We start from the raw sequence: 24,120 nt of genomic DNA, 5'->3' as shown, positions 1-24,120 counted from the left end.
AAGGCGCACAATGAACAAAAACCCCGAGCCCCCGTCCATCACCACCACCTATCTCGTCAAGAGCGAAGACCTCAACCACCACCACACGCTTTACGCCGGTCGGTGCGTCGAATGGTGCGTGCAAATGGCCTATATCGCCGCCGAGAACTGCTTTGACCAGCCGCGGCCCATCGTCTTCATGTCCATTCGCAGCCTGTCGATGCGAACCCCCGCCCGGCTGGGCGAGATCATTCAATTTACCGGCCGCGTCGATTACATCGGCGAATCTACGATCGGCATCCGCGTCGATGCCCGCAAGCTCCAGCCCAAGGACGACCCCAAGCCGGTCGCGACGGGGACATTCCTCTTCTGCTCGGTCGACGAGGAGGGACGGTCGGTTCCCCACGGTCTGACGCCGCTGTCGAACGAGACGTCCTCATCCCAGACCCGTTGGAGAAACGCGGAACGCGATCTATGTGGCACCGGCCCATAGCGTTATCCCTTGTGGGTGACGGAGGGCGAGGCTCCCGCCGAGCCTTTTGTAGGGCAGGTCGAGTCTTCGAGACCTGCCGTTTTTCTACCTGACCTTATGATTAGTTCATGAACCTCGACGACACCATTGTCGCCATCAGCTCGCCTCCGGGCGCTGCCCCGCGCGGAATCATCCGCCTCAGCGGGCCGGACGCGCGTACCATCGCCGCCCGTTTCTTCCATGCCGACTCTTCCGAATCGCTCGAACCCAATGTAGGGCAGGTCGAGTCTTCGAGACCTGCCGCTTCACTCGTCGGGCATGTCTCCATCGGCCGGACATCGTTGCCGGCATGCGCATACCTGTTCAATGCCCCCCGCAGCTTCACCCGACAGGACATCGTCGAATTACATCTCCACGGCGCGCCGGGCGTCCTCGGTTTATTGCTCGATCAGTTCCTCGCCGCCGGCGCGCGTTCCGCCGAACCCGGCGAGTTCACCGCCCGCGCCTTCCTCGCGGGTGCCCTCGATCTCTCCCAGGTCCACGGCATCGCCGGCATGATCGCCGCCCGCTCCGATCACCAACTACAGGCCGCCGCCCGACTCCTGCACGGCGCGCTCTCCCGCACCGCCCTCGCCGCCCGCGAAGAACTCGCCGACCTGCTATCGCTCGTAGAGGGAGCGATGGATTTCGCCGATGAGCCCATCGAATTCATTACCCCGGACGATCTCCGGCGGCGACTCAACGCCATACGCGGTGCGCTCGACGCGACCGCCGCCGCCGGTCTCCGCGCCGAACGCTGGGGCGAACTCCCCCGCGTCCTCCTCTCTGGTCCGCCAAACGCCGGCAAATCCAGCCTTCTCAACCGCCTCACCGGCCTCGACCGCGCCATCTGCGCCCCGATCGCCGGCACCACCCGCGACGTCCTCACCGCCCCGCTCGACTTGGGCGACCATGAATGTTTGCTCATGGACGTTGCAGGTCACGACGACCCGACCACCGATCTCGACTACGCCGCCCAATCCGCCGCCCGCGCCGCCATCCAATCTGCCGATTTGATCCTCAAGATCGTTGACGCTTCCAAGCCCTGGGAGGGCGATGCTCCCGCCGAGCCGACATTCATCGTCGTCAACAAAGGCGACCTTTTGGGCGACCCAGAAAAAGATGAACTCCGCCGGCTCTTGGCCAACAAATCCACTCATTCGGCCTACTTCGTCAGCGCCGCAACCGGAGATGGTTGCGAAGCCCTAAAGCTTGGCATTGCCCAAGCCCTTCGCGACCTGCCTGTCACCATCAACGACGCCGCCATCGCTCTCGTCGCCGAGCACCGCCAGGCCCTGGACGACGCCCTCCGCTGCCTGTCCAGCGCCATCGAACTCGCCGGCCGCGCCGGCGACTCCCTCACCGACGCCGACCTCATCGCCGCCGAACTCCACGCCGCCGCCGCCGCCCTCGCCACCCTCGTCGGTCGCGACGACACCGAAGACCTCCTCGGCCGCATCTTCTCCCGCTTCTGCGTCGGAAAATAGCCGCTTTCGAGTATCATGCCTCTAATGTCACTGCCTATGCCCTTCGACGGTATCTTCCTCGACCTCTACGGAACACTGACCGCCGGCGACCGCCAGGCCGTCGAGACGGTTTGCGAGGAGATCGTCCGCGACCACGCGCTGTCACTCTCTGCCTACGAACTGAGCGTCACCTGGGGTGAGCGGTTCTTTAACGCCCTGGATTTTTGCAGCGGTCCGGGCTTCAAAACGCTCTACGACGTGGAGATCCAGACCCTTCGCGAGACGATGACCGCCCTCGGCGTGGAGGTGGAGGCGACGCGCTACGCGCACAAGCTCCAGCACTACTGGAAGCACCCGCCGCTCCAGCCCGAGGTCAAGCAATTCATCGAGGCCGTCACGATCCCCATCTGCATCGTCTCCAACGCCGACCGCGCCGACGCCGAAATGGCCCTGGCCCGCTGCGAGGTGAAGGTGCATCACATTGTCACTTCAGAGGATGCCCGTTCCTACAAGCCAGATCGCGCCATCTTCGAACTGGCCCTGCGTCAGACCGGCTGGCGCCGCGATCGCGTCATCCACGTCGGCGATTCGCTGCACAGCGACGTCGGCGGGGCCCTCGTCGCGGGAATCAAGAGCGGCTGGGTCAACCGCGCGCACCGCATCCACGACATCGGCACGCACGTGCCGAATCACGAATTCGAAGACCTCATGGGATTGGCCGAGTTGATTAACGGTGCCAAGCCGAATTGAAACCGACGAGCCCTATCGCGCCGCGGCGTGAAACGGGCACTTCGGCGCGCTCGCGGGCGCCGACACACTGCCCGCGTTCGCCGTCGCGGGCGATTCCTGCAATTCCTTATGCAACTGCATCACTCCCTCAAACGCTGCGCCCGCCGCCTGGAGGATCGCGTCCGTTTGTGACGCCGAAAATACCACCGCGTTCATGTCATCCTTGAATTGCTGCCAATACGCCCGCTGATTCTCGCCGTAGGGATCGAGGTATCGCGTCCCATCCCCATCCAGCGCGTACGCCCGCCGGACCGCCTTGGCGATGAACTTGGAGCCATTATTGCTTCCTTCGAAGACGTAGTGCATCCCGAGCAGACCGGCCGGTTCGTTGGCCGCCATCGCGTCGATCCGGTCCATCAATCGCTTGGTCGCCGGCAACGGTTCGATGGTTGAGAGCGTGCGCCCGAAGAATGCCAAATCGGCCGCCAGATACGGCTCTTGATACTGGTAATCTCGCAAGACCGCATGGAAGGCCGACACGCTCCCGGCGTGAGCCCGGAGCTGCCCCTCGAGCGTGCGATGGATCAGCCACAACTGGGCCAGCATCTCGACGTAGCGCTCGCGCGGCAAATGGCCCTTGACCAGTTCCTGATTAAACGCCCCATCCTCCGTCGCGTCGTGAAGCGATTGGGTGTATTCCTTCAATCGAAGCATGATCGACGCATTGTGATCCGTCATAGTTGCATTCATGTGTTCCTCCACATCGTTCGTTCCCCCTCGGGAAGGCACCGCCTTCGCGCGGTTACGAATTCCAAAGTCCCCGTGCCACCAGGGCCGGGACGATCAACCACAGCAGTCCCTTTACCAGAAAGAACAAGAATCCGGCCACGCCGAACCGCCGCACCCATCGAACCACGCGGCACGACGCCCGGCATTGCTCCCGCCCGCACTCGCCGGCGACCGTCAACGCCTCGCGGCAAACGGGAAGCCCGGCCTCGTCACCCGGAAAGGTGCCGGTTGAAATCTCAGACTTCGAAGGTTGTGGGCTATTCGACTCCGCCACGTTCCGTTCCTGGGCTTTGAACTTCCAACCGGTAAACCCAAACCCCCCGAACAAGGGGCCGGCTAGTTGAGACTCAGTCTCAAATTCAATTCTAAGGAACCGACGAAGTCCTGCAAGCCCAAAAAACTGAAAAAAGCCGCCAACCGGATTCTGAGGAAGAACGGAACTTCGAGTTTCAACTTCTGTCAAGAAGACGGGTTAGGATCGTCCTGCACCTTACTGCTTTGCAGTACCTGGCGCAGGAACGCTTTGCGTCGTCGGTGGCGGAGGAGGCGAAGCGGATGGCCCGGTCTTGCCACCCGCCGGCACCTTACCCTTGATATCCGCCGACGGCACCGGCCTGGCCGGAGGCGTCAAATCAGTCTTGAGCATCTTCATTCCGCCTTGCCCGGACAACATCTTGAACATGGATTCCAAATCCCGCTTCTTCTCGGGATCAGCTTCCGCCAACTGCTTACGATCCACCAGTTGCCGCAGCCGGCTGTCCAGCAGGACGAATTTTTCCTGGATGGGTTTTTCCAGCTCCCCCCTTCGCTGTTCAAGTTCCCGGGGCTTGAGCTTGGGATTGGCGGATTTTGCTTCCGAATCGAGGAGCGCGAACTCATCCTTGTTCTTCTCGCGATACCTGACTACCTCGTCGCGAAGATCTTTGTAAATCTTGTCGCGGGCGGAGATCGACTGCTTGTCATCCAGCTTGAACGTCTGGATGAACTTATTGACGTAGGCCAGCCAATTGTCTTCCGGCTGGCGCTGCACGATCGGCGGCTGGGCCTCTGAGACTTGTCCTTGCTGGGTCGTCGCATTGCTGCCGGACTGGACTCTGGGGTTGGCCTGCGCCAGCATCGCATTTCCTTTGCCCTCCTTCCATCCTTCCAGCAGCCGGTCGACGTTCTGGAAATTGGACCTCATCTGGGAGAGGTCGGCGTCGTGGGTCTTCTTCTGCTCGTCCGTAAGGATGTCGCGCCACTCCTGGTTGCCTTCCAGAATGGCCCTCTGCGCCTCCGCATAAAGCGGCGCGGCCCGGATCGCCCAACTGGCATAGGCCTGCGGGGTTCCGGCCTTTTTCCCGGCCCGCAAGTCGATGGATTCCTTGAGTAGTTCCCGGACCTCCGGTTCGTACTTCTCCAGGAAAGCCGTCACGCGGTTCACCAGAAGATGTCGCGTGTAATCTTCCTGATCCTGGTTCAGGTTGTAGCGCCGCGAGATTTGAAGGACGGCATCCTCCATCATCTGCTCGGTGTTCCAGAGTTCCGGATTATTGGGGTGAGTCTGCGCCGTCGGTGGGTGGGACGGGGGTTTTTCCACCACCGGCTCGGTAGGCGTCTGGCCCTGAACGGGATTGATCAGGATCGCAACCAGGATTGCGCCCAGCAACCAACAGATCATTTCTAACCCGCGCCGCTTAATAAGTTGATCTTTTAATCGCATCATTTGTCCAGATTATACGCGACCCGTTAACTCGCCAACACCGGCAAATCCCCCCACTCCTTGTCCCCTTTTACTCATTACAGGGCCGGGGGTTGCACCCTGTATCTGATCCCTATGGCCCCCGCCACTTCCATCGGCTTCTCGCCCCATTCCGCCCTGTCCTCACCCCGATTCAATGGGACAGGCTATCCGCCATTTGCCGGGGACATGATAGCAAAGGCTTTCTTGCCGGGCTTGCCTCCCTCGCCGCTGGAACCTCCCAACGCCAAATACGGTGAGGTGTCTAAACATCACATCGTCGACGGTCAGACATTGAATCGGACGATGTTGCACGAACCCCATTTTCAAAAAAAAGGTGCCGAAACTCGGCCCGACGATTGACGATGTATCTCTGGAACGCTAAAACGATAGTGCTTGTCAACGTGGGTAATGTCTCCTGTGTCCACGCCTCGGCTGAATCCGGGCTCCCGGCGGATGAAGCCGAAGAAAGACTGTCATCATTGTGAAGTTTGCTTTGGCATGCTGGCTCGTGCTCCTGAGCATCGCTCACGAGGCCGCCGCCGCGCCCGCCTGGCCCACGCCGCCGCGCAACCCGTCCAAACCGACGAGCTCCCCGACCTCCGGTCCCCGGGAAACCGACCAGAACCTGGCCCTAATCAAGGGTAATAACACCGCCGATGCCAGGAAGCTTGGCGCGCTGCGCCTCTTGGAAATCGGCGGACCCGACGCCTCGAATGCGCTTGCCGAAATACTCCGGCAGAAGCCCGCCGACCTCCCTGCGCAGGTCGCGGTCTGCGCGGCCCTCATCGACGGTCCGCAAGCCGATCCCGCCCTCCTCCAACCGCTTCTTGACTTGCTGGGCGATCCACGGCCAGGCCTTGAAGATGTTCTTGTCTCCGCACTTCAACGCTTCGATCGCAGTCAGGTCGTGGAACGGCTCCGGCCCGCGGCCGTGGAGTCGTCTCAGGGGAGGCCGAAACGCCTGGCGGCAATCGCCGCCCTGGGCTCGATGGGCGATGAAAAAAACGCCGTCGCCGTTCTCAGGATCCTGCTCGACGACCCCAGTCGGTCCGTTCAGGGCGCCGCGTTGGCCGCGTTTTCGCAGGCCACCGGCATCGCCCACCCCGATAGTGCCGCTGCGAAGGACTGGTGGGAAAAACACTCGCAAATGTCGACCGTCGAGTGGCTTCGCACGGTCAGCAATGCCCGCAATGGTCAGGTCCGCGCCCTCTCCGGCGAAAAAACGGAGTTAACCCGGCGACTGACCGCCTCCTATCGCGAATTCTACCTGCAAACTCCGGAACCCGCCCGCCCGCCCTATTTAAAGTCCCTCCTGACCGACGCTTTGCCGGCCGTCCGCTCGCTGGGTCTGGATTTGATTAACGATCTGATTACCGATCGAAAGGAAATCGATCCGGCACTGAAGCCGCTGGTAGCCGGCACGTTGGTGGATCCCGATCCAAAAGTGCGCATGAGGGCCGCGAGGATGGTCAGTGACCTTCGCTTAAGCGTCGGCCTGGCCAGGCTGACGGATGCCCTCGGCCGCGAACTGGTGGATGAGGTCCGCGCGGCGCAGGTGGCCGCCCTCGGCCGACTGGACGATCTTCTGGCGATACCTGTACTGACGGAGAGGCTGACGGACGAATCCGGGATAGTCGTCGTCGAAGCGGCGACCGCGTTGGGGAACCTGGCGCGGAGAGGCCGTGCAGAACGGCAGGTATCCGACGCGATTGCTCGCGTCCTCCTGGAGCGCTTTGAAAAGGTGGCCACGTCCGATGCGGAACTACGCGAAAAACTCCTGATGGCCATGGCCAATATCGACGCGCCGGGTCTGTGGCCTGTTTTCGAGCGTGAATTACGGGCAGACAATGACGTCGGTCTTCGCCGCGCGGCGATGATCGGTCTGGCTGCCGGCGGTGACGCTGCCGTCGCTCCGATGGTGCGACCGCTCTTGGCATCATCCGAACCGGAGCTTCGCCTCGCGGCCGTGGACGCCCTCGCAAAATGCGGCCGTCTGGAAGTGGACTTGGACGCCTTGTCGCGCCTCCTGAACCCCGAGGTGGAGCCGGACCTCGCCGTCCGGCAGCGGGCCTGGGATGCCTTTCTCGCCGTCCTGCAACACGCCGCCCCCGACAAGCGCCTCGCCGTGGCGGATTCCTACAATCTCCCGGATGACAAGATCGCCCAGCGCCGGCAACTCGATATTCTGAAGACGTTCAGGGCCGATGCCGTCGCCTACGAATCGCTCTCCGACGACCAACGCCTTGTACTTTTGGAAAAGACCGCCCGCGCTCAATTACAACTCGCCGAGTTCAGCGGCGCCGCGGCGACGCTGGAGCAGGCGACCAGCCTTCTCAGGGACCTGGAGAGCCCGCGCTACGCGGCTATTTCAACAGAATGCGTGGCCGCCTTGTTGAAGGGCCGCGAAGACGAACACGCGGTTCGCCGCCTCATGGAACTCTCGGACGGCCAGCCCATCAACGGCGAGCTTACGGACCTTCGGCCGCTCACCCGCGCCCTGCGCGACGAACTGGAGGCGCGCATAACCGCGGCCGACGATGCCGTCGACCTGGAGTCGGCGCTGAAATTGACCATGCTCTCCGCGGAATTTGCCGAGAGCGCCGGTCCGGACTTCGCGCAGGACCTGGCGGTCTGGCGTACCAGGGCGATGGCCAAACGGGATAACGTCATCGACGGTCTCCTCTCCCAACTGGCGGGCGACCCGGATGCAGAAGCCCGGCTCATGAAGGACAACCCGCAGGCCGTGCTTTCGCGCATCTATCAAAAGCTGGCGGGAGCCCCTGAATCTGTTTCGACGAGCGACGAGGAAGAGCGTCTGGTCCGTCTCGCGCGCCGACTTGCGCCGAAATGGGAAGGATATTCGGCCGATACAACTCCTGAAAACAGGACGGCCTCCTTGAATGATCTCCGCGACAAATGCGCGGCGCCGGAAGCTGGACTGGTGTCGCCGCCCCATACCAGCACATCCGCTCCCGCGGAAAAAAAAATCGGCCTTCACACCGTCAAGAACTCCAGTGAACTATAACGGACCGCTGAATCTCCTTGCATTTTTCGATTTCTTGTGCTATACATCATTAGGCGCAGCGAGCGACTGTTGCGAAGAGAACTCGCCACCCGGCGCGTTTTCGCAACCTGTCGACGAGCACCCATGCGTGCTACTGCGAATGATTCGCAGTTTAAAGTAGCGGAAGGGTTGCCGCTCATCCGTTCGTTGCGCCTCATTTTTTTTCCGCACCGCCCCCTGGTTATCCCAATTCTGCCAACCGCCCAAAAAACTCCGGAAACGTCTTGTTGACACACGACGGATCACGGATGACCACGCCATCGATCCTCAACCCCGCCAACGCGAAACTCATGGCGATGCGATGATCTCCGTACGTATCGATCTTCCCCGCCACCGGACGAGTCACCGGAGCCACCGTAATCCCATCGTCGTGCAGCTCTGTGGGAACTCCTAAATGGCCCAGTTCCGTCGCCAGCGCCGCCAACCGATCGCTCTCCTTGATCCGCAGATTGGCGACGTTTCTTATTCGTGTCGGTCCTGCGGCAAACGCCGCCACCACAGCCAGCGTCGGCGCTACGTCGGGCATCGCCCCCAGATCGGCGTCAATCCCCGCAAGGGACCCTTCCCTCGTCCCCCAGACGGTCGTCTGTTGTGATTCCATCGCCACGCGGCATCCCATCCGCTCCAGCAGATTCACAAACCCGATATCGCCCTGCACGCTCCCGGACCCCAACCCTTCAATGGTTACCCTTCCGCCCGTCAACGCCGCGGCCGCAAAGAAGTACGAAGCCGCCGAGGCGTCGGGCTCGATCGCATAGTGCGTAGCGGAGTAGACCTGCGGTGCGGGCACCACAAACCGCCGCATCTGATCTTCCACGACCGATACGCCGAACGCCTCCATCACCCCGAGCGTCATCCGCACGTATGGATCGCTCGGCAGCGCCCCCTCCACCGAGATCATGACATCATTGGCTGCCAGCGGCGCGGCCATCAACAGCGCCGACACATACTGACTGGAGACCGGCCGATCAAAGACCACCGTCCCCCCGCGCAAGCCGCGCGCCCGCACCTGTAGCGGGCAGTATCCCTCGCGCTCCCCATATCCAATCTGCGCGCCTAAATCGCGCAACGCATCGACCAGCGCGCCGATCGGCCGCTGTCGCATTCTTACGCTGCCGTCGAGCACATAGTCGCCCTGCCCCGCCGCGCACGCCGCCGTCACGAACCGGATCACCGTCCCCGCGTTGCCGCATTCAATATTGGCCTCGGTATTCGGCCAATGTCCGCCGCGGCCCTCCACCGCCGCGCGCTGTGCGCTCCGCTGTATCAACACCGGGACGCCCAAACCAGCCAGAGCGTCCGCCATGAGTTCCGTATCTTCAGCCTGGAGGACGCCGTCCAGTTCCGACCGACCCCGAGCCATCGCCGCGACGAGAAGCGCCCGATTCGTCAGACTCTTGCTGCCGGGAAGCCGCACCGTTCGATCGACGGGTCGCCCCAGGGGACGAATCATGATCTCGCGTTGCGGAGCCATCGCCGTCATGCTACTGGATGCGCGCAGCTCTCGCATGTGGAGCAGCCGTCATCGGCGGGTTTCCACGCATCAAACCGATACCCGGGCCCGCTTGATTCGCCCGCCCGCCCGTATAACATTCAGTGGGTCGGGGCCTCGACGATAACCCGTGCTCCCGCCGCGGCCGACCTCGTTACCAGACCTGCCATGAAAGAACCCCCGGATACATCAAAAAACGGGCTGATCTCTCGCCTCTACGGCTACCCCCTGCTCACCGGGCTGGGGATGGCCACGCTGGCGCTGCTCGTCGTCGCCGGAGTTCTGAGAATGTTCGCGCCGACGGCCTCCTCGCCATCACACGTGGCCGTCGACCTCGCCATCCTCTCGCTTTATCTCGCCATCGGTCTGGCCTCCGCGGGCCTTCTCATCGGGATCTCTCTCATATTGCGCGTCCTGCGAGATTTGCATTCCGCCCTGGTGCGCGTCGAACGATATCAATACGAAATCGGTCCGGCCCCCGCGCCTCCCGCAACCGCCCCGCAGCCGCCTTCCCCTGGCGACGAGACCATCGTGGAACTCACCTCGGAATCCGACGTCGCCGCCAGGATTCCCCCGCCCCCGTGGCAGGAAATCGTGCGCCTTCTCGAGGACATCCGCGATAACAGCCTGCTCACGGAAGCCGAGCGCCAGGAAAAACGCCAACAGACGGCGGAACAGGAACTGGACCAGGCCGAGAGAGGCGTCTCAGCGCACCTCGCCGCAGGCGATTATGCCCGCGCCCGCCAGTTGGCCGAGGCCGTTCATGCCAAGTACCCTGCCGATCCCCGCGCCGACCGAATTGCCGAGCAGCTTGAATCCTCGCGCGAGCAGCACGAAGCAGAAGACGTCGGCTCGGTCGCCAAGCAGGTCGACGACTTGATCAGCATCTCCGCCTGGCAGCGCGCCCGCCATCTGGCCCAGCAGCTCCAGCAGCGCCACCCCGACTCGGCCGACGCCCGCAATCTCCTCATCCGCATCGAGCGCGAGCACGGCATTTTCCAGGAGGAACAGCGCCGCCGAATGTCCGCGGAGATTCAGCGTTTCGTCAGCCGACGCCGCTGGGAAGAAGCCCTCGCCGCCGCCCGCACCTTCGTCGAGCGCTTCCCCGGCTGCCCCGACTCCGAGGCCATCCTCCTGCAAATTCCCACCCTGGAAAACAACGCCGACATCGAGCGACGCCAGCAGCTCGAAGCGGAAATCATGGACCTTGTCCGCCACGGTCGATATATAGAGGCCGCCGAACTTGCCCGGCGCGTGATTGAAAGATTCCCCGACTCTCCCCAGGCGGAGGCCTTGCGATTGCAGCTTCGACGGCTCGAGGAACTGGCCAACAACCCCACCGCTCCGCCGGCGCGCGTCCGCATGGAGTGAACCGCGACGTTCCTTTCCCGACCCCCTGGCTCAACTCCATCGCCGTCATCACCACCAGCCGCGCCGACGCCGGCATCTATCGACCGCTCCTCAGCGCCCTGACAAACGAATTTCACGGCCAGACGATCGGCCTGGTAGGTGGCAATCACCAATCCGCCGAATTCGGCAGCACTTCCGGCCATCTCCCACAACACGCAAGACTGCAACTGGTCCCGGTCGAGCATTTCGTCCCGGGAGAATCGCCGGCCGACGTTGCCCGTACGGCCGGTCAGGCCGTGATCGCCTTTTCGAGTGCAATCGACAAACACCAGCCGGACCTCGTCTTCGTCCTCGGCGATCGCACGGAGATGCTCGCGGCGGCCTTGGCGGCGCTCATTCACAAGGTCCCCATCGCCCACCTGCACGGCGGCGACGCCACCCTCGGCGCTTACGACGAACAATGCCGCCACGCGATCACGAAATTGTCGCACCTTCACTTCCCCGCCCTGCCCGAACATGCCCGCCAAATCGAGGCGATGGGCGAAGAGCCCTGGCGCATCCACGTCGTCGGTGCCCTGGCCCTCGACGCGATGCGCACCTTCAAACCCCTCCCCGCCGACGCCCTCTCCTCGCGCCTCGGGCTTGACGTGACCCAGCCGACCGTCGTCGTAGCCTTCCATCCCGAAACGCTCTCACCCGTGCCGCCGGACCAACAGATCAACGAACTGCTCGTAGCATTCGACAAACTCGACATCAACCTCTTGATGATCGGACCCAACGCTGACGTCGGCCACGCCGCGTTTCAAACCCGTCTGCGCCACTTCGCCGCCGCGCGCCCGCGTCGCGCCTGCACGCCCTCCCTGTCGCAAGATGAATTTTGGACTTGCCTCTCCCATGCCGTCGCACTGGTCGGCAATTCGAGCGCCGGTCTCCTCGAAGCCGCCTCCTTCCGCCTGCCCGTTGTCAACATCGGCGACCGCCAACGTGGCCGCATATTCCCCAAAAACGTCATTCACACGGAGACCAACGCAAAAGGGATCGAGCGCGCAATCGCCAAGGTCATCTCTCCCGCCTTTCGTTCTACCCTCGCTGATCTCGTCAATCCCTACGGCGACGGTCGCGCCGCCGAGCGCATCTTGGATGTCCTGAAAACGCTGCCCGATCGCCATCCGCTCCTTCAGAAGGGTTGGAGGTAACAAGCGAATCAAGGCAGCAGGCAGGCATGCTCGCCTCCATAGGCGTTCCGTCGTCATTGACCGGCTTTAACCAGTCAGTTTTTGCCACCAGCTTTAGCTGGTGGGAGCCGGCACCTCAATTTTTTTGTTTTTCAACCGGCTTCAGCCGGCATTGGTGGAGTCCGAGCGTTCCACCCATCGCATTGCCCAATTGCAAATGACAAAAAAAGGCCCGGCAGCCATTTGAGCCACCGGGCCTTTTGAAAACCTCGATAACAACCCGCCCTCTATGGCGCTGGCAGCAGCCGCGGCTCTGCCTTCGGCAGCCCGAGCAAATCCAGCGACGCGTCCCGCGGGTTGGAGCGCTGTAACACGTCATCCAGTTCAGGAATCGCCATCCAGCACAAGGGCTCTATCCGCCGCGCGAAGAAGCGCAACTGCGTGTCAAATGTAACCGTCGGCACGGACATCTGTGTCTGGCTCATTATTTCCATCATGGTCGAAGCCCCGAAAATCCCCTCGACAAACTCACCAAACGTCGCCGGCTTGGGATACTCGACGAGCTTGATCTCCGCGCTCGGCGGAATGTCTGCCATCTCTCGCACCGCCGCAATCGCATCCTTGAGCCCGCCCAGTCGATCGACCAGACCGATCTCCAGCGCCTGCCGCCCCGTGTAAATGCGGCCTTCCGCGATCTTGCGTACCTCGTTCTTCGGCATCTTCCGCGTCGCCGCGACGCGATCCAGGAAGATCTCATAAAAATCGAGCATGTATTTCTGAATCAGCTCGCGGTCCTCCGGTTTCAGGTCGCAGTGGCCCGATCCGAGTGTCGCCCGCTGCCCGCGCTTCATCTCGTCGATGTTGATGTCCGACCGGCTCAGCGCGGAGGCCTGGTTCGGCAGGATACCCAGGACCCCGATCGATCCCGTGATCGTCGTGGGCTCCGCATAGATCAACCGTGCCGGACAGGCAATGTAATACCCGCCGCTGCCCGCCACGCTGCCCATGCTCACAACGACCGGCTTTTCCTCGTCCAATTCCCGCAGCTTCCGCCAGATGACATCCGACGCGTAGCCGCTGCCGCCGGGGCTGTCGATCCGCAGCACCACCGCCCGGATCGTCTTGTTCTTGCGGATTTCCTCGATCGTCTTCACGAACTCATCCCGCATGATCAACATGGACGAATACGACGACCCGAGGCTGACATCAATGATCGGCCCCCGGGCATTCAGGATCGCGATCTTCGGCCCCACCTGCTTGTAACTCTCCTGCGCCTCCTTGACCTTCTTCTGCCACGCCGTCAGCAAATCCTGGAACGACGTGACCTTCGAAAAATCCGAATCGAATTCGCTCGACTTCTTGTACTTCATCCGCTTGGCCACGCGCTCGTGATACTCGTCGTAATATGCGATCACATCGATCAACCCGCGGTTCTTGGCTTCCTGCGCATTCATGAGCGCCAGATCGATGGCCTCTTTCACCTTCTCTTCATCCAGCTTCCGCCCCTCCGCGATGAACTTCACGTAATCCCCGAACCAACTGTCCAGGATCGCATTGAATTCCTCGTGGAAGTATTTGTTCGGCTCGCGCTGGGTCATGAAACCGGGGTACTTGAACCGTCCGGCCGTGATCACGTCGAACTCGATCCCCTGCATCTGGTACATGCCCCGCATGTACGGAAACAATCGGCCCAGGCCCGGGATCGTCAGGCTGCCGGTCGGCGCAGCCGCAATCTCGTCCGTCGCACAGGCGAGCAGGTAATCGTTCGGCGCGCCCGTGTTCAAAAAGGAAACGACCTTCTTGCCGCCCTTGCGTAATTCAAGGACCGCCGCCCGCAACTCCTCCACGTCGGGTATGGACAGATACACTCCGTCGAGATTCAGTATCACCGCCCCGATCTCGTCATCCTTGCCCCATTTCTCAAACCGCGTCACCAGGTCCCGAACCGTCCGCGTCTTGCCGGGCAGCGGGATATTCAGTGCTCGCGCCGCGATCAGGTTTTGGTCGAGTTTGACCTCGAGCAGCTTCTTGATCGGGCTGGGCTTCTTCTCTTCCTTGGACTTCTCGGTGGACTTTTCCTTGACTTCGGCGGCATCATCTTCGTCGTCGTCCGCAGCATCCTGGTCGTCGTCCTCGTCCGAGTCGTCCGCCTCATCCTTGTCGGCCGATTGATCCTCGTCCTCGTCGGCCTCCTCCGCCTCGTCATCGTCGGACTCCTTGGCTGAATCCTCGTCCTCCTTGTTCTTCTCCTTCTTGGGTTCATCCCATCGCCCGGCCCACGACTTCGCCGGCATCGCGGCAAACAACGACAACGCAAACATCGCGGCAAAGAACGCAATCAGATTACGACGCATGGCAACACTCCTTGAATCTCAACAGTCCAATGGCGAAAGGCGCATCAGCCCTTCGCCAGCTTGTTCTTGGTCTTTTTACTCTTCTTTTCTTTCTTCTCCACCCGGTGGATCTCCCCCTCCGCATCCACATAAATCGTCGCGTAATTCACGAACTCATCGGCCCGCAGCCGCAGCTTCCAATCATGCTCCGACCAGTCGATCTCATACAACGAATCATTGATGTCGCTTTCCTCTTCATCCGCATCCTCGCTCGCTTTTTTCTTCGCACCGGTCTTGAAGATCGCCACGAACCCCCCCAGGAACCCGTCATCCTTGGGCTGGAGCGATAGCAAGTACGGATGCGATGAAAAGTCGACGTAGCCGTCCAGTTCCGCGACCGTCGCCGGCCACCGCCCATAGTCCTTCTTGAATAACTTGGCGTGGTGGTGCAACACACGCAGATTGCGGCACGCGATCCGCTCGCGGTCCGCCTCCGTGCCGCCGCCCGATGTCTCAGACAAAGACATGGCCGCGACGGCAGGCACATACGCCGCCCCAAAAGGCAAAGGCCCCGTATGCCGCGCATCCAGGCCCGCGTAGAGAATCTGAATGTTAATCGTCGAATCCGCCAGCGCGTCGCCCAGTTCCTCCGCGTCCGGCGCCGCCGCAACCTCCGATCCCATGCCGGCCGCAAGCGTCAGGTAAGGAGAAACAAGTTCGTAGATTTCCTTCCAATGAATGACCGCCTGCCAATGCACCTTGTCGGAGGTCGGCACGCGCATCCGTAGACTCTCCCGCGCCGACAATTCGTCCCAACGCCCCACCGCATCCTCCGCCCAGTTCGACGTCTGTGCCACGATCAACTGACTGCCGCTCTCGTCGTCTGCGTCCTTGTTCTTTTTCCCGAAGAACACCACGGTGCGGTAGTTCATCAGCGACAGTCCGCCGCCGCGGTCCACCGAAGGGTCCTGCCAAAACACGACGCGATCGCCCACCTTCTCTTCGCGCCAGGCCGGAAGTCGATCGTCCTCTTTGCGCTTTTTGGCATCCTTGCGCATCGCCTTGCGGATCGCCTCGACGATCTTGTCCTCGCCCCGCACGTGGAACTGATAGAAAAGATCCGGGATCGGCAAAAAGCCCCCGCCCGGCACGACGGCGATGGCAAATTCCCCGTCGGCCCGCGAACCAATGGTGCCGGTAGGCAAACCCGTCAGCCCGTCCGCCATGCCCTCCGCCATTCCCAGATGAATGGCCGCCACGGCAAACGCCTCTTTGGGGCATTGAAAGGACGCGCCGGCCTTTTTGAACATCGTCTTGAGCGCCATTCCGACGAACGGATTCCAGCGGATATTGAATCGCTCGTTCCACAGCCCATCCTCGCCGACCGAGGCGGCATAGCGGATATCACTGACCCCCGCGATTTGCGAAAACATCGAGTTGCCCTGCTCCTCGTCTTCTCCTGCAAGATTGAGCAGGCAGTAAACCAGGGACGATTTCGACTTTTTCTTGCCTTCCGGCTTCTGACCGAACGCCCGCTCCGGTGGTTCCAGCCCGGCGGTCGATGCCACGATCGATCCGCCTTCCGTCTTTCGCAAAATGGCAAGGACCGTGTCAGGCGACTCGATCTGGTACGACCCGTCTTTCTGTTGCTTGAGTTCGATGTCCTTGAGGATCTTCTTCGCCGCCTCATCGTTGAGAATCTCGCCTACACGACGCCGCAGATCGTCCAGCGGCCAGTCCAGCCGGACAATCCACCGCGGTCGTCCCTCCCGATCTTGCGTATACGTGAAGAAAGAGACCGACGTATCGGTCCACGCCATGGTCTTTTTCACGAGGGCGAGCACGGCCTGCGGATCGAATCCCTCCCCGGTCTCATCCACCGGCATCGGCACCAGCGCGGACAGCGCGCGATACAATTGTGCCGTGCGTGACCGCTGAATCTCCACCGCCAGCCGCGCGACGGATGGGATATAGACCTCGACCTGCGGAGCGACCTCGTTCTTCTCGTCCCCGCCCGCCGATTTGGATTTCGTAGTCGTTGACTTCGTGGGCGTATCGGTTTCGGTAATCGGCCCGGCCACGCAGATTCCGGCGGTCAGCGCCGCCAGACCAAGAACAGCCGCCCACATCGAGACTTCTCGCCACCATCGAAACAACATTCTTTCGACCCTCAGGGGTCCCGATGCACGGAACCGCGGATTATCGGTAGGCTGACAGCATTATAGGCGATCCCGGCCAAGCCGCGCCCCGTCAGCGGGAAGCGGCGATATTTCCGGCCGCGGCCGTCCTACACCCGGTCTCTTCGACTATTTCGCCCAATTCCCCCGCCGCCTGAAGAACGAGGGCGGCGAGGCTCGCACAAACATGGGAACGGCGTCACTGGGTCGCCTTCACTGTGGACAGGAAGCCGCACAATTGCGGATAATGGGGATGCCAAACGGGAACCAGCCGCATGCCCCAACGAGTGAGACGCCGAACGTATGTTGACGCATCCGTGTATGGCGGCGTGTTCGATGAGGAGTTCGACGAGGACAGCCGGGCCTTCTTCGACCAAGCGCGGGCTGATCGATTCCTGATTCTCACCTCGGCCTTGGTAACTGGTGAAATCAGCGGAGCACCGCAAGAGGTACGGGACCTGTACGATCAGGTCCTTCGCGATGCCGAATTGATCCAAATAGGTGAACGAGCTCTGGAATTACAGGCGGCCTATCTCTCAGAACGAATCGTGACGCGGAAATGGGCGGATGACGCCCTCCACGTCGCACTGGCGTCGGTATCGGCCGCCGACCTGATCGTGAGCTGGAATTTTCGACACATCGTCCACTTCGACAAAGTTCCGCACTACAATGCGGTAAACAAGCGATGTGGCTATTGCGAACTGGCGATCCATTCGCCGAGCGAGGTTATTGCCTATGAAGACGAAGAAGAAGTTTGATTGTGTCAAGATGAAAGATGATGCACAGCAACGCCGAGCCAATGAGCTTAAGGGGCTCTCGCAGACGGAGCTGCTGGAATACTACCGGCACGAGCATGAAGAACTCGCGAAACGCCAACAGAGACTTCGAAGGAACGGCGATTCGGAAGAGTAGAGCGAAAGTTCCCTACTTCGCTCGCGACAAAAACCCCACGCTCGACTGAAACATCTGCTCCGCCAGTTGCGGCGTGCCCGCCGGCCCTGCCTCCGCCGACAGATCATCCAGGTTTGCCCGGCACATCAAACACCGTACCGTCTCCAGGTGAAAAGCCGTGTACGACTGCCACGGCTCCTCCACGACGCCGAGCAGGTACGAACCGATGGTGCTTCGCTTCAGACACGACAGCCGCCGCTCGCGCCACACCTTGCAGATCGTGGCCTCACCCGATAGCTCGCCCTCCAGCAGCCCACGGTCGTCGGCATCGAGTTCCTCCACAAATTCGCGCAGCCGATCCAGCGCCCGGAATTTGACCCCCGCGATCGCCTTCTCATCCCGCTTGAACAACTCCCCCGCTTCCTTATTGCGCATCCCGACGTAAAAGAGCGCCTCGATCACCTGCAAATCGTCGAGCTTGCGCTTGTCGCGCAGCTCCTCGATCAACCGCCGCAGGATCGTCGCCAGTACCTCCGTCTGCCGCGCCGCCCGCTCGCGGTTCGCGGCCGCATCACTGGGCGTCTCCGTGTCCGACGGCTCCGCAAGGCCTGGCCCCTCGTCATCGACATCAAAACCGCTGACATATTCCGACCGTCGCTGTTTTTTCTCCAGCAGCTCACTGATCTTGTAACGGAGAATGGCGAACAGGTATGTTTCGAGCGAGCGGGCCGCGTCGTAGTGCTTCAAACTCGTCAGGAACCCCAGCATCGTCTCCTGCAGCGCATCCTCCGCCTCCCCCGGCTGGCGCAGCCGCGCCCGGGCGAACGCCAGGAGCCGCCCCTGATAGCGCTCAATGAGCTGATGCCACGCCCGCTCATCGCCCTTGCGAATCGCGGCAATGAGAAAACTGTCGGCGTCGTGAGTTGGGTCCAACAAGCCTCGCCTTTCGGAATGGTCGGTGGCGCAGCATAACACCCCCTCTCTCTCCTAGGGAGAGGGACGGGGTGAGGGTTCGTTGACCAGATGTTTACGCCATCTGAGGAGCCCCGCCCGAAGGCGCATCCCGTCCACCGAGCAGCCCCTTGAGGTCCAGAAGCTCGCTATCCAGAACCGCTAGTTGCTTCGCATCGGGCTGATTGAACGAAGCGTCCATATCGAGGTAACACGTCATGCGATACCCGCCGGTGTCCAGTTCATAGGCTGCGATGTTCAGCTTCAGTTTCCACTGCCGCACATCGGAATGCCAGAACTGGTGCGCCCAGTTCCCGCGCTCGAAGGACCACAAGAGGTCCGACTTCGCCGCCAGCCGATAACCGAACATCGTCAGGTGCCGCTCGATCAGCCGGGACAAGTTGGCATTGGCATCAACCTCAAACACACGCCGCAGGGGCAGCGTCAATTTCTCGACCTTTTCCTTGGGAGGCTTGCCAGCGAGGTGCGACCAGTAGAACAAGCTGGCTGAAGCCATGGTCCCAATGATCGCGATCGGAGGAATCGCCTCCTCCGCGTCGCGCCCATGCGCACTTGCTCCAACGATGGCGATGATCCCGCACATGATTCCGAATACGGCAAAAGCAATCCGGCGCAGCCTCCGACTGCTGACGCGCCGCGCTTCTTCCTGCTCGTCAAGTCGTCCCTCGTCATCAATGAGGTTCCGGCCCCGTCCGCGCGGTCGATAGGGCGAGACCGGCACGAACCACACAAAAAGCGCTGAAATGGCCCCGAACAGGATCCCGCCCAGGACAAAAGGCGGCGCTTCCTTCGGCAACTTCAAGAGCCCCATGGCAATTCCGCAACAGGCCGACAACGCCAAGCCGCCGAAAAATACGCCGGGCCGCAAAATCCCCCGCCAAAACCCGACTTTGTATCCCGACCACGACCGGGTAAACAGGAACAAGAACAAACATCCAACGCTCGTTCCCCACATAGTAAAGAACGCGATATCCTCGTCGATGTTCTTCCCAAGGACTGGACTGTAATCTTTCGCGCTCGTTTCCATGAGATGCGGCGCGGCAAACAGTACGACACTCCCGCAGAACGCGATCGAAGACAACAAGAGCCAACCTGACCGGATGATTGCACTGCGCCGCACGCGATCCCGCGTATCCGTCCGATCCTGCGCCAGTATGGCGGGCGCGGCCGGCACTGCCGGCGTTGCGCCTTTTCCGACATGGACTTTCGCGAAAAAGCCCGGCGGCTCGACCGCGACCGGTGCGGGCGTTTCCAGCTCTTCGTCCTCTGCTTCCTTCTTTTCCTCCTCGTCATCGCTCTTTGTCTTGGGCACGATCGCCCCGGCAGGCAGCGGCCAAAGGCTCCCTACCGCCTGCACCACCAGCGACGCTGCCGCCGCGATCACCGCCGTCTCGAACGCCCCGCCCCTGGTAAAGAAGATGCCTGCGACGAACCCGCAGAGCCCGATCGAGAACGCCGATCCCAGCGAAACCTGGCCTTTGCGACCTTCGTAAAACCGGCCGGCCCAGTCGCCCAGGATCAGGCACGCCCCCAAGCCACGAACCCACGTCCCGACGCCGCCAATCTGATTCAGCGATTCCGCAAGCGCGCTGGTTCCCACCAACCCGCCGCAGGCCAGCGCGGCGATAATCAACCGGGGAACCCAGATGCCCACGATCTTCAGGTGTTCATAGCTCCACCACGTACCGACTAAGACACCCTGCACGATGCTGACAATGTGGAGAAAGACGATCCCCGCGAACAAAGCGCGGTTCCCCTCGCCGGCGATGAGGGTGGCGGCGAACGAAATCCCCGCAGCCAGCAGGAGTGCGATGGTGACTTTCGCGCCGTGGCTGGCGGCGCTTTGCCCGGTATGACGCATCTGTTGACCGAGCCCTGTCCCGTCGATCCGTTGGGCCATCCGTTCCACACGAGCGCCGATGCGATTGTGCAGCTTCCCCAACCGTCCGGGTGGCCCGCCGAACCCCGGAATGACCGGTGTCGGCGTCATTGCACCCTGCCCGACGTTGCTGCTCCCCGTGCCCAATGTCGTGACCGTCGCCCCGTAGGGCGCGCCGCCGACCGCCGCGCCGACTTGCACGTCGCGCGCCACCCGCGCCGCAATCGTGGACAGACTCCCCGCCTCAAATGTGGCCACCGACTGATCCAACGCGGGTACGGAGAACACCTCCGCGATCATCTCGTTGACCGTCTGGTAGCGATCCTTCGGATCCTTGGCCAGAGATTTGCGAATCACATGCGGGAACGGCTCCGGCAGCTCATCCACCTCCGGCTGGGCCGTCAGGTGCTTCATGAGCACCTCGCCCATCGTCGCCCCGGCGAACGGCACGCGCCCCAGCAGCATCTCATACAGAATCACTCCCATCGCATAGATGTCGATCGTCCGGTCATAATTTCCGCTGCCGACCTCCGGCGCCATGTAATGCACTGTGCCGACGGAGACCGTCTGCCCCGAGTGCTGACTCGCCGCCATGATCTTGGCCAGGCCGTAGTCCCCGATCTTCACATAGCCGTCTTCATAGAAGATGTTGCCCGGCTTCAGGTCGCGATGGACGATCCCGCGATCGTGCAGGTACGCCAGGCCCTTGGCAATCTCGCGCAAGAGATACGCCGCCTTCTGCGCGCCCAGCCCCGCTGCGTCATCATTCATCAGATCGCGCAGCGAAGGCCCGTTCACGTACTCCATGATGACAAAGTAATCGCCTTCATCGTTCTGGCGTACATCATGAATCGAAACGAGATACGGGCTCTTCAGATTGAGGCAGTGCGACACGCCGCGCAGCTCAATCTGCGGATTCTCGCGCAGAAACTTGAGCGCGACCTCCTTGCCGCCGTCGCTCATGGCGTAATACACCTCGCCGAACCCGCCGCGGCCGACTGCACGCTGGATCGTGTAGCCCGTAAGGGGCCGATCACCTTGTTTGAATTGAAACGCCATCGCAGTTCCTAGTAGCGGCCGCCGTCTCGGCGGCCGACGAATGCAACCTTACCCAACCACACGTCCGACTCCGCCCCCGCTACTTCCGTTAAGACTCTGCACCCGCATCCCCAACTCGCCCACCGTCGTCGTCACGCCCAGCGGCAGCGCCGTCACCGCCTGCTGACCGGGGCCGACCGGTCGCACAATCACCGTCCCCGCCCGCTCCATCAAGATCAGTCCGCCGACCGGCAGCCGGATATGACAATCAGTGCTGTTACCAAGCAGTAACGGTCCGCTCCACAGGATTACACGCCGGCAATCCCCCGCCGTCCGGACACCCTCGCCCAGATCCAGCGCCGCCGTCGTGCTCTTCAAGCTCGGCCGCCGGAATGTTAGGCGCACACGCTTGCCCAGGGCCAGCCGATCGCCCTCTTGCAACAACGCATGATCCACTCGCCGCCCGGCCAATTCGACGCCACTCGTCGCGACGACGAAATAGTCCTCCGCCGCGCGGATGATCTCCGCCTGCCGCTCCGCCAAATCGGAAAGCAGTTCCAAATCCGCCCCGCCGCCCGCACGGCCGATCGTCACCCGATCTCCGCGGATCAGCACAAAGCTGCCGACGCCATCGATCCGTAGCAACAGCCGCCGCGGCAGCATCCCCGCGTCCGCCGCCGGCCGCACGACCAACGGCGCATCGTCAATTGGTCGAATCATCCGCGGCCGCGCCGAAACGGTCTCCTCCGTCACCCGCTGGTCCGTCACCGCCACTCGCGCCGCCTGGCGACCGACCAACAGCCCCAGCGGGCCTTCCAATAGCGCCCGTCGGTGTTCGTCGAGCACATCCAGATGTCCCCGCGCCTCGCCGATCCACTTCGCCGACAGCCCCAACTGACCGAGCTGCCCGAGCAACACGCCCGCCTGGACGTAGTGATCCTCCGCCAGCGCCCGCGCCGCATCACCCGCCAACCCGAGCGCATGTTCAATCTCGACCCGATCCGGTCGCTCCCGACCGATCTCGCCGAGCAGCGCTAATTCCTGTCGCGCTCGATTGAGTCGGCCCTCTGCAAAACTCTCCGCAACCTGCTGCATGACGCGCTCCAGTAGCCGAGTCTCCATCGCCGCCAATTCATCCGCCTTGGAATGCAATCGTCGCGCCGCCGCCAGCTCCCGCGAGGCCCGAACCAGATCGCCTTCATCCAGCGCCGACTCCGCCGCGGCGATCGCCTCCTTCGCGCGATCCGCCTGCCGACCGATCGCCTGCGAAAGCGCCGCCGCCGCCGTGTCATCCAGCGGCGCCCGTTCGCGCGCATCCTGCGCCCCGGCCAGACTTCCCGCCGCCAGGCGATGATGTCCCGCCGCCAGCGCCGCGTTCTGTTCGCCCTCGACCCGCATCTCGTGGTTCAGCGCCTCCCGCGCCCGCCGCCGCCATTCCTCAACCTTCGCGCCATCCCGACCGCACCGCGCCGCCCGATCAAAATCCGCCAGCGCCTCGCCAAACCGCCGCGACATCAGATGATCCTGCCCGCGCCGAAGCAGCGCCTCTACGAGTTCGGCGACGAACCGGTCAGCCGCCCCCAACATCACGACATCCGGCGAGTCCGCCAGCGAAAAGGCCTCGTCCAGCCGCCCGTCCGCCAGGGCCTCTTCCGCGTCCTTCAATCGTCCCGCCGCTCGTCGACCAAACATCTCGCTCTTCCTTGCCTCAGGCCGCGCCGGGGGACGACAAAGCTCTGCTTTGTCGCCACCCGCCCGACGAATCCACGTATTCTAACCGGCCTGCCCCCGCCGACCGGCCAACGGGGTATTAGCCCTTATCCCGGGAATATTCCCCCCGGTCACGTCTTCCAATTGAGAGGAGCCGCCCTCGGCTGCTCTCTTTCCATCAAATCAGGCCAATACCAGCCCCTCTAACGTCCCCCTCGCCCCAGTGTCAGAATTAGCAGTGCCCAAAGGCCTTCGGAAGGCCGAGAAAGGCACCAAAAACAGGGGAGAACTGACCATGCGTTCCAGAATCTCGAAACTCGTCTTGAGTCTGATGCTCGTAACCATGCTGGTGCCCATGATGGGCTCCGACGGCTGCGACGACTGCGACTACGGCTACGATTGCGGCGGCGGCGGTTTCGGATTCGGCTTCGATAGTTTCGGGTTCGACGATTGGGGGTATTCCGACGGCTATTACGACGAAGTCTATTACGAGGAAGGCTACTACGACGACGGCTTCTATGACGACGGCTTCTACGATGACGGCTTTTATGACGACGGCTTCTACGGCGACGAATTCTGGAAGAAAAAGAACCCCGCCCGCTCGTAACGGGCGGCACACAGTGGGGCGGGCGTCCCTGCCCGTCCCCTGTAGGGCAGCGTCGAGTCTTCGTGTCGAAGATCCGCCCAGGCGGGACCTGCCGTAAAAAGAAATACGCCGGAAGTAGAGAACGCGGCCCTCTGATGGACGCGCAAGCCCACGGATGATTCATACTCCGTGGGCTATTTCTTGCGCCCACGCTTATTTAGCCCCTGGTCAATGACCGGGGGGTTATTGCCTCCAT

General features: G+C 62.1%; 18 protein-coding genes. 9 read left to right on the top strand and 9 right to left on the bottom strand.

Annotated features, from left to right (window positions below):
• The first annotated feature begins 10 nt into the window (after positions 1–10).
• From VJZ71_19115 to VJZ71_19105, 3 genes are all read left to right on the top strand, one after another.
• Positions 11–472 (top strand): acyl-CoA thioesterase, encoded by a 462-nt coding sequence (locus VJZ71_19115; GenBank protein ID HKQ50194.1) that lies wholly within the window; start codon positions 11–13, stop codon positions 470–472.
• Positions 473–579: 107 nt separating this feature from the next.
• Positions 580–1,977, top strand: coding sequence for a GTPase (locus VJZ71_19110; protein HKQ50193.1), 1,398 nt, complete (start codon positions 580–582; stop codon positions 1,975–1,977).
• 24 nt (positions 1,978–2,001) lie between these two features.
• A complete protein-coding gene (locus VJZ71_19105) occupies positions 2,002–2,706 on the top strand; it encodes an HAD family hydrolase (GenBank protein ID HKQ50192.1) in 705 nt (234 codons plus the stop codon).
• A gap of 12 nt (positions 2,707–2,718) precedes the next feature.
• On the opposite strand, the gene VJZ71_19100 is transcribed toward VJZ71_19105, so the two are convergent.
• From VJZ71_19100 to VJZ71_19090, 3 genes are all read right to left on the bottom strand, one after another.
• Entirely contained in the window at positions 2,719–3,435 is a 717-nt protein-coding gene (locus tag VJZ71_19100) for a biliverdin-producing heme oxygenase (protein HKQ50191.1), read from the bottom strand.
• Between the two features lie 52 nt (positions 3,436–3,487).
• A complete protein-coding gene (locus tag VJZ71_19095) occupies positions 3,488–3,748 on the bottom strand; it encodes a hypothetical protein (GenBank protein HKQ50190.1) in 261 nt (86 codons plus the stop codon).
• Positions 3,749–3,964: 216 nt separating this feature from the next.
• Positions 3,965–5,134, bottom strand: coding sequence for a hypothetical protein (locus VJZ71_19090; protein HKQ50189.1), 1,170 nt, complete (start codon positions 5,132–5,134; stop codon positions 3,965–3,967).
• Between the two features lie 556 nt (positions 5,135–5,690).
• Here VJZ71_19090 and VJZ71_19085 point away from each other — a divergent pair.
• Positions 5,691–8,222, top strand: a complete 2,532-nt coding sequence (locus tag VJZ71_19085; protein HKQ50188.1) for a HEAT repeat domain-containing protein — start codon at positions 5,691–5,693, stop codon at positions 8,220–8,222.
• 220 nt (positions 8,223–8,442) lie between these two features.
• Here VJZ71_19085 and aroA read toward each other — a convergent pair whose 3' ends face one another.
• On the bottom strand, positions 8,443–9,735 hold the full coding sequence (gene aroA / locus VJZ71_19080; protein HKQ50187.1) for a 3-phosphoshikimate 1-carboxyvinyltransferase: 1,293 nt from the start codon (positions 9,733–9,735) through the stop codon (positions 8,443–8,445).
• 186 nt (positions 9,736–9,921) lie between these two features.
• Here aroA and VJZ71_19075 point away from each other — a divergent pair, with 186 nt between their 5' ends.
• Entirely contained in the window at positions 9,922–11,124 is a 1,203-nt protein-coding gene (locus VJZ71_19075) for a tetratricopeptide repeat protein (protein ID HKQ50186.1), read from the top strand.
• Positions 11,121–12,299, top strand: coding sequence for a UDP-N-acetylglucosamine 2-epimerase (gene neuC / locus VJZ71_19070; protein HKQ50185.1), 1,179 nt, complete (start codon positions 11,121–11,123; stop codon positions 12,297–12,299). Before VJZ71_19075 ends, neuC begins: the two co-directional genes overlap by 4 nt.
• Before the next feature lie 266 nt (positions 12,300–12,565).
• Here the strand turns inward: neuC and sppA are convergent, their stop codons facing one another.
• Entirely contained in the window at positions 12,566–14,632 is a 2,067-nt protein-coding gene (gene sppA / locus VJZ71_19065; protein HKQ50184.1) for a signal peptide peptidase SppA, read from the bottom strand.
• Positions 14,633–14,676: 44 nt separating this feature from the next.
• Positions 14,677–16,770 carry a hypothetical protein gene (locus VJZ71_19060; protein ID HKQ50183.1) on the bottom strand — a complete coding sequence of 698 codons (2,094 nt, stop codon included), beginning with the start codon at positions 16,768–16,770 and terminating at the stop codon, positions 14,677–14,679.
• 347 nt (positions 16,771–17,117) lie between these two features.
• Here VJZ71_19060 and VJZ71_19055 point away from each other — a divergent pair, with 347 nt between their 5' ends.
• Together VJZ71_19055 and VJZ71_19050 are read left to right on the top strand one after the other, a co-directional pair.
• Positions 17,118–17,546: a hypothetical protein gene (locus VJZ71_19055; protein HKQ50182.1), complete on the top strand. Its 429-nt coding sequence runs from the start codon at positions 17,118–17,120 to the stop codon at positions 17,544–17,546.
• Entirely contained in the window at positions 17,524–17,700 is a 177-nt protein-coding gene (locus tag VJZ71_19050; protein ID HKQ50181.1) for a hypothetical protein, read from the top strand. The genes VJZ71_19055 and VJZ71_19050 overlap by 23 nt, the downstream gene beginning before the upstream one ends.
• Before the next feature lie 12 nt (positions 17,701–17,712).
• On the opposite strand, the gene VJZ71_19045 is transcribed toward VJZ71_19050, so the two are convergent.
• The 3 genes from VJZ71_19045 to VJZ71_19035 all read right to left on the bottom strand — a co-directional run bounded on the left by VJZ71_19045 (position 17,713) and on the right by VJZ71_19035 (position 23,260).
• Positions 17,713–18,612, bottom strand: coding sequence for a sigma-70 family RNA polymerase sigma factor (locus VJZ71_19045; GenBank protein ID HKQ50180.1), 900 nt, complete (start codon positions 18,610–18,612; stop codon positions 17,713–17,715).
• A gap of 94 nt (positions 18,613–18,706) precedes the next feature.
• Positions 18,707–21,589 (bottom strand): serine/threonine-protein kinase, encoded by a 2,883-nt coding sequence (locus VJZ71_19040; protein ID HKQ50179.1) that lies wholly within the window; start codon positions 21,587–21,589, stop codon positions 18,707–18,709.
• Positions 21,590–21,637: 48 nt separating this feature from the next.
• Entirely contained in the window at positions 21,638–23,260 is a 1,623-nt protein-coding gene (locus tag VJZ71_19035) for an FHA domain-containing protein (protein ID HKQ50178.1), read from the bottom strand.
• A gap of 313 nt (positions 23,261–23,573) precedes the next feature.
• Here VJZ71_19035 and VJZ71_19030 point away from each other — a divergent pair, with 313 nt between their 5' ends.
• A complete protein-coding gene (locus tag VJZ71_19030; protein ID HKQ50177.1) occupies positions 23,574–23,885 on the top strand; it encodes a hypothetical protein in 312 nt (103 codons plus the stop codon).
• Positions 23,886–24,120: the final 235 nt, after the last annotated feature.

The organism is Phycisphaerae bacterium (assembly GCA_035275405.1).
Lineage (GTDB): Bacteria > Planctomycetota > Phycisphaerae > UBA1845 > UTPLA1 > DATEMU01.
Note: the sequence above shows the minus strand (reverse complement) of the source record. Positions and strands in the feature narration are given on the sequence as shown.